Raw genomic sequence first — 6,000 nt, forward strand, 5'->3', positions numbered from 1 at the left:
TTGGCCTAAGAGGGCATCTCCAGGTCGCCGATCTGCTCCTCATCGGGGACATCGAAGGACGTGGAGCCGAAGTCGTAGTACACGAGTGTCGACTCCTCCTTGTTGTCCGAGACCTCCAGGCGCAGCGGCATGTCGTCCTCGCCGACCCACAGCGCGATGTCGACCATCCCCTCGGGCGGGCCCGCCAGCAGGTGCTCGACCGTCGCGCGGGCGTCGTCGCCGAGGTCCGTGATGTCGGTCTCGGCGGCCTCGCCCGCGACCTTCGTCGCCTCGAAGTCCTCGACCTCCTCGGTCCCCTCGTACATCCGGGTGCCCTTCAGCGCGACCGCGTCCGCGGCGGCGAGCTCGCTGAACAGGGGCGCGATTCCGTCCAGTGTCGGTTCCGGTTCCGCGGGCACGTTGTTCTCGGTCAGCACCCCGCGGACCCACGGGGCGTCGACGGGGTACCGGCCGATGTGGTTGGAGGCGAGGATCTCCCCGCCGTCGGCGGGCACGAGAGCGACCGTGGTGCTCAGCCGGTCGGCGTCCAGGCCGGAGACGTCCGCACCCGTATCCCGCAGCCTGTCCAGCAGCATCTCGCCCGACCCCGGCAGGTAGGAGGTGACGCGGACCGCTTTGTCGGGCCCCTGGATCTCGAAGGTGTGTGTGGCGGTCGGGAAGGGGATGTCGGCCGCGTCGCCGAGCGCGGTCGCGGTCACGTCGACCGTGTAATTGCCGCCGGCTTCGCTCGTGCTCTCGGCCACGTCGTCGAGGAGGAGGGCCAGTCGGCTCTTCTTCGGTGAAGGGGAGAGGGAGGGCGAGACGGACTGCTGCGGCGCGGCCTCGGGCGCCACCTCGGCCGGCCCGCAGGCGGTCAGCGCCACCAGCGGGGCCAATGCGGCACAGGACAGGAAGTGTCGGGGGATCTGCACGCGAACGGCTTTCTTCTCCGGGGGATCGGCAGGGGGATGAGCACGCAGGTGAGCCGGGGTGCTCGCGGATGCCCATCGTGCCGCACACCAGGGACAGAACACCGTAAATCGGTGCGTCTTGGGGCGAATGACACGGTTTCGGTATCGCTTCGAATCCGCGCCTTCGCCGGTTGTTGCGCCCTGCGGTCGCCCGCTCGCTTCACGAGTGGCGCCGCCACTCCACGCGTCGTCTAGACTGGACAGTGCCGAAGACCGCCGGTCGCCACCCCAGGGGTGGCCTAAGGTCCCATGCGAATGGGCGGCCCGCGCAGGTGTGCTGAGAGCGACGGCTGCTGTGCTGTCGCGCCCCGTGCCCCTGCGCCGGGGCTTTTTTCATGCCTCCCGCCTCCCCATCGCCAGGGCCTTTGCTCCAGACCGGCGTTCACAGTTGGAAGGAGTCCCATGGCGAGGCCGGACAAGGCAGCCGCGGTCGCCGAGCTCAAAGAGGAATTCGAGAGCTCGCAGGGCGCAGTGCTGACCGAATACCGGGGGCTCAGCGTGGCGCAGGTTACCAAGCTGCGCCGCAGCCTCGGCCAGAACGCGCGTTTCCGCATCGTCAAGAACACGCTGACCAAGATCGCGGCCACTGAGGCCGGTCTTGACGAGCAGGTCCAGGACCTGCTCGAGGGCCCCTCGGCCATCGCCTTCGTCCGCGGGGACGTGGTCGAGGCCGCCAAGGGCCTGCGTGACTTTTCGAAGGCGAACTCGCCGCTGGTGATCAAGGGCGGCGTCATCGACGGCAAGGTCATGTCGCCCGAGCAGATCACCCAGCTGGCCGATCTGGAGTCCCGCGAGGTTCTCCTCGCGAAGCTGGCCGGTGCGCTGAAGTCCAAGCAGGGCCAGGCCGCCGCGCTGTTCCAGGCGCTCCCCCTCAAGGCCGTGCGGCTCGCTCAGGCGCTGCACGACAAGCGCTCCGAAGAGGGCGCCGAGGGCTAGCGACGAACCCGCCGGCGTGCCCGCGCCGGTGTCAGGCTCGGCACGCCGCCGCAGGGCGTGCGTGTTTGAAGAGAAAGAGAGACCGCAATCATGGCGAAGCTCAGCACCGAAGAGCTCCTCAGCGCCTTCGAGGAGATGACCCTCCTGGAGCTCTCGGAGTTCGTTAAGCAGTTCGAGGAGAAGTTCGACGTCGAGGCCGCCGCCCCGGCCGCCGCCGTCGTGGCCGCCCCCGGTGGCGGCGGCGGTGCCGCTGCCGAGGAGGAAGAGGAGAAGACGGAGTTCGACGTCGTCCTCGAGTCCGCCGGCGACAAGAAGATCCAGGTCATCAAGGAGGTCCGCGGCCTCACGAGCCTGGGCCTCAAGGAGGCCAAGGACCTGGTCGACAACGCTCCCAAGCCGCTGCTGGAGGCCGTCAACAAGGAGACCGCCGACAAGGCCAAGGACGCCCTCGAGGGCGCCGGCGCCACCGTCACGGTCAAGTAGGACCGAACGGGCCGCGTTCGCGGCTCGGCGGGCTTGTGAGGAGGGCGGCCACCCCCGGGGGTGGCCGCCCTCGCGCGTGTCGCGGGCGGTGCGGACGGAACACGAGGTGCCTCGGCAGCGCGGTGAGGGCGGCGGGTATGCCGGGAGGCGACCCGAGCGGGAGGCGGCGGGCGCCGAACCGGGCCGCCCGGTGCGCCGGCGGCGCGCCCGGCGGCAGACCTCGGGCCCGGCCGATTGGAGCGACGTTGCGGATGTGTCCGGAACCGGGCTTGCGCCGTGTCCGCATACCCGACCGGTGGGGAAGCGCGGAGCGTCCGGGGCGGAGTGAGCGGCACCGGCCACCGCGCTGGGGCGCGAGCGCGGGGGGCGCTTTCCAGAACCCCCGGAAAGAAGGTACGTTCCCTTATGGCGAGCCGTTCACACCCCATATGTCCTGTGGGGCCTCTCACGGCTCGCGAAACCTGCGCGCGAGGGGGCCCGGGCTTGACGGATCCGCCTGTTGGGGCGATGCTGCGTGGTGTCGTGACTGACTTCGGGGGCTGCGGTTGGACAGCGGTGTAGTATTCGGCTACACTGCCCTTTTGCGCTGCCCATTGACGATCCGTGTGCCGGTGTCCGTGCTCCGCGGCCGGATTCCGAGGATCCCTCGGTGTTCCCGGACCCCACCGTACGTTCTCCACTGAAGAGATCCCGACCGATATCCGTCGGCGGGTCTCCGTTCGACATTCCGGATCGTCCGGCGTGCGCGCGCATCAACCGCCACAAGCCTTCGGAAGGACCCCTGTTGGCAGCCTCGCGCAACGCCTCCGCTAACGACCTTGGTCCGAACCGCGTTTCCTTCGCCCGCATTCGGGAGCCACTCGAAGTTCCCGACCTCCTGCCCCTGCAGACCGAGTCGTTCGACTGGCTGCTGGGTAACGAGAAGTGGAGTACCCGAGTCGAGGCGGCTCGTAACGCCGGCCGCAAGGACGTTCCGGAGCAGTCCGGTCTCGAAGAGATCTTCGAGGAGATCAGTCCCATCGAGGACTTCTCCGGCACGATGTCGCTGTCGTTTCGCGACCACCGGTTCGAGCCGCCCAAGTACTCCGAAGAGGAGTGCAAGGACAAGGACATGACCTACTCCGCCCCGATGTTCGTCACGGCGGAGTTCATCAACAACGACACCGGTGAGATCAAGAGCCAGACGGTGTTCATGGGCGACTTCCCGCTCATGACGGCCAAGGGCACGTTCATCATCAACGGCACCGAGCGCGTGGTGGTCTCCCAGCTCGTGCGCTCGCCGGGTGTCTATTTCGACCGGCAGGTCGACAAGACCTCCGACAAGGACCTCTTCGGCTGCAAGGTGATCCCCTCGCGGGGGGCGTGGCTGGAGTTCGAGGTCGACAAGCGCGATTTCGTCGGGGTGCGCATCGACCGCAAGCGCAAGCAGGGTGTGACCGTGCTGCTCAAGGCGCTGGGGTGGAGCACCGATCAGATCCTGGAGCGGTTCGGGGCCTATGAGTCGATCCGCAACACGCTGGAGAAGGATCCGACCGCGGGCACCGACGACGCGCTGCTGGACATCTACCGCAAGCTGCGTCCGGGTGAGCCGCCGACGAAGGAGTCGGCGCAGGCGCTGCTGGAGAACCTGTATTTCAATCCCAAGCGCTATGACCTGGCCAAGGTGGGCCGGTACAAGATCAATAAGAAGCTGGGGCTGGAGACGGAGTTCACGCAGGGGACGCTGACCGAAGAGGACATCGTCGCCACGATCGATTACCTGGTGCGCCTGCACGCCGGCGAGGAAGAGCTGGAGACCAGCCAGGGCACCCGCCCGATCGAGACCGACGACATCGACCACTTCGGCAACCGCCGCCTGCGCACCGTCGGCGAGCTGATCCAGAACCAGGTCCGGCTGGGCCTGGCTCGGATGGAGCGGGTGGTCCGCGAGCGGATGACCACCCAGGACGTCGAGGCGATCACGCCGCAGACCCTGATCAACATCCGGCCGGTCGTGGCCTCCATCAAGGAGTTCTTCGGCACCAGCCAGCTGTCGCAGTTCATGGACCAGACCAACCCGCTGGCGGGTCTGACCCACAAGCGCCGCCTCTCGGCGCTGGGTCCGGGCGGCCTCTCCCGCGAGCGCGCGGGCTTCGAGGTCCGCGACGTCCACCCCTCCCACTACGGCCGCATGTGCCCGATCGAGACCCCCGAGGGCCCCAACATCGGCCTCATCGGGTCGCTCGCGGGCTACGGCCGCGTGAACTCCTTCGGGTTCGTCGAGACTCCCTACCGCAAGGTCGTCGACGGCAAGCTGACCGACGAGGTCGTCTACCTCACGGCCGACGAAGAGGACCGCTACGTCATCGCCCAGGCGAACACCCCGGTGGACGCCGAGGGCAACTTCACCGACAGCCGGGTGCTGGTTCGGCGCAAGGGCGGGGAGTTCGAGGCGGTCTCCACCGACGAGGTGGAGTACATGGACGTCTCGCCGCGCCAGATGGTCTCGGTGGCCACGGCCATGATCCCGTTCCTGGAGCACGACGACGCCAACCGGGCGCTGATGGGCTCCAACATGCAGCGCCAGGCGGTGCCGCTGCTGCGCGCGGAGTCGCCGCTGGTGGGCACCGGCATGGAGTACCGGGCCGCCACCGACGCCGGCGAGGTCGTGCTGGCCGACAAGGCCGGGGTGGTCGAGGACGTCACGGCCGACTACGTCACCGTGATGGCCGACGACGGCACCCGCACCACCTACCGGCTGGGCAAGTTCCGCCGCAGCAACCAGGGCACCTGCTTCAACCAGCGCCCGATCGTCGAGGAGGGCCGGCGGGTGGAGGCCGCCCAGGTGCTGGCCGACGGGCCCTCCACCGACCAGGGCGAGATGTCGCTGGGCAAGAACCTGCTGGTGGCCTACATGTCCTGGGAGGGCCACAACTACGAGGACGCCATCGTGCTGTCCCAGCGCCTGGTCCAAGACGACGTGCTCTCCTCGATCCACATCGAGGAGCACGAGGTCGATGCGCGCGACACCAAGCTGGGGCCCGAGGAGATCACCCGGGAGATCCCCAACGTCAGCGAGGAGGTGCTGGCCGATCTGGACGATCGGGGCATCATCCGCATCGGGGCCGAGGTGATCGACGGCGACATCCTGGTGGGCAAGGTCACGCCCAAGGGCGAGACCGAGCTGACGCCCGAGGAGCGGCTGCTGCGGGCGATCTTCGGTGAGAAGGCGCGTGAGGTGCGCGACACGTCGCTGAAGGTGCCCCACGGCGAGTCGGGCAAGGTCATCGGGGTGCGGGTGTTCAGCCGCGAGGAGGGCGACGAGCTGCCGCCCGGGGTCAACGAGCTGGTGCGGGTGTATGTGGCGCAGAAGCGCAAGATCACCGACGGCGACAAGCTCGCGGGCCGGCACGGCAACAAGGGTGTGATCGCCAAGATCCTGCCGCAGGAGGACATGCCGTTCATGGAGGACGGCACTCCGGTCGACATCGTGCTCAACCCGCTGGGTGTGCCCGGCCGCATGAACGTCGGACAGATCTTCGAGATCCACCTGGGCTGGCTGGCCAAGAACGGCTGGCATGTGGAAGGGACCGAGGAGGAGTGGCAGAAGTCGCTCCACGCGATCGGCGCGACCGACGTGCCTCCGGACACC

General features: G+C 68.3%; 4 protein-coding genes. 3 read left to right on the forward strand and 1 reads right to left on the reverse strand.

The genetic code is table 11. The features are described 5' to 3' along the window. Positions 1-5: 5 nt before the first annotated feature. On the reverse strand, positions 6-911 hold the full coding sequence (locus FZ103_RS12280; protein WP_156000822.1) for a hypothetical protein: 906 nt from the start codon (positions 909-911) through the stop codon (positions 6-8). A gap of 441 nt (positions 912-1,352) precedes the next feature. Between FZ103_RS12280 and rplJ the strand changes: the two genes are divergently transcribed. The 3 genes from rplJ to rpoB form a co-directional block, all read left to right on the forward strand. Beyond that, a complete protein-coding gene (gene rplJ, locus FZ103_RS12285) occupies positions 1,353-1,886 on the forward strand; it encodes a 50S ribosomal protein L10 (protein WP_156000825.1) in 534 nt (177 codons plus the stop codon). 90 nt (positions 1,887-1,976) lie between these two features. Continuing rightward, on the forward strand, positions 1,977-2,369 hold the full coding sequence (gene rplL / locus FZ103_RS12290; RefSeq protein WP_156000828.1) for a 50S ribosomal protein L7/L12: 393 nt from the start codon (positions 1,977-1,979) through the stop codon (positions 2,367-2,369). 784 nt (positions 2,370-3,153) lie between these two features. Further along, positions 3,154-6,000 (forward strand): DNA-directed RNA polymerase subunit beta (gene rpoB, locus FZ103_RS12295; protein WP_156001165.1); only part of this gene is annotated, 2,847 nt, incomplete at its 3' end.

This window comes from Streptomonospora sp. PA3 (assembly GCF_009728995.1).
Classification (GTDB): domain Bacteria; phylum Actinomycetota; class Actinomycetes; order Streptosporangiales; family Streptosporangiaceae; genus Streptomonospora.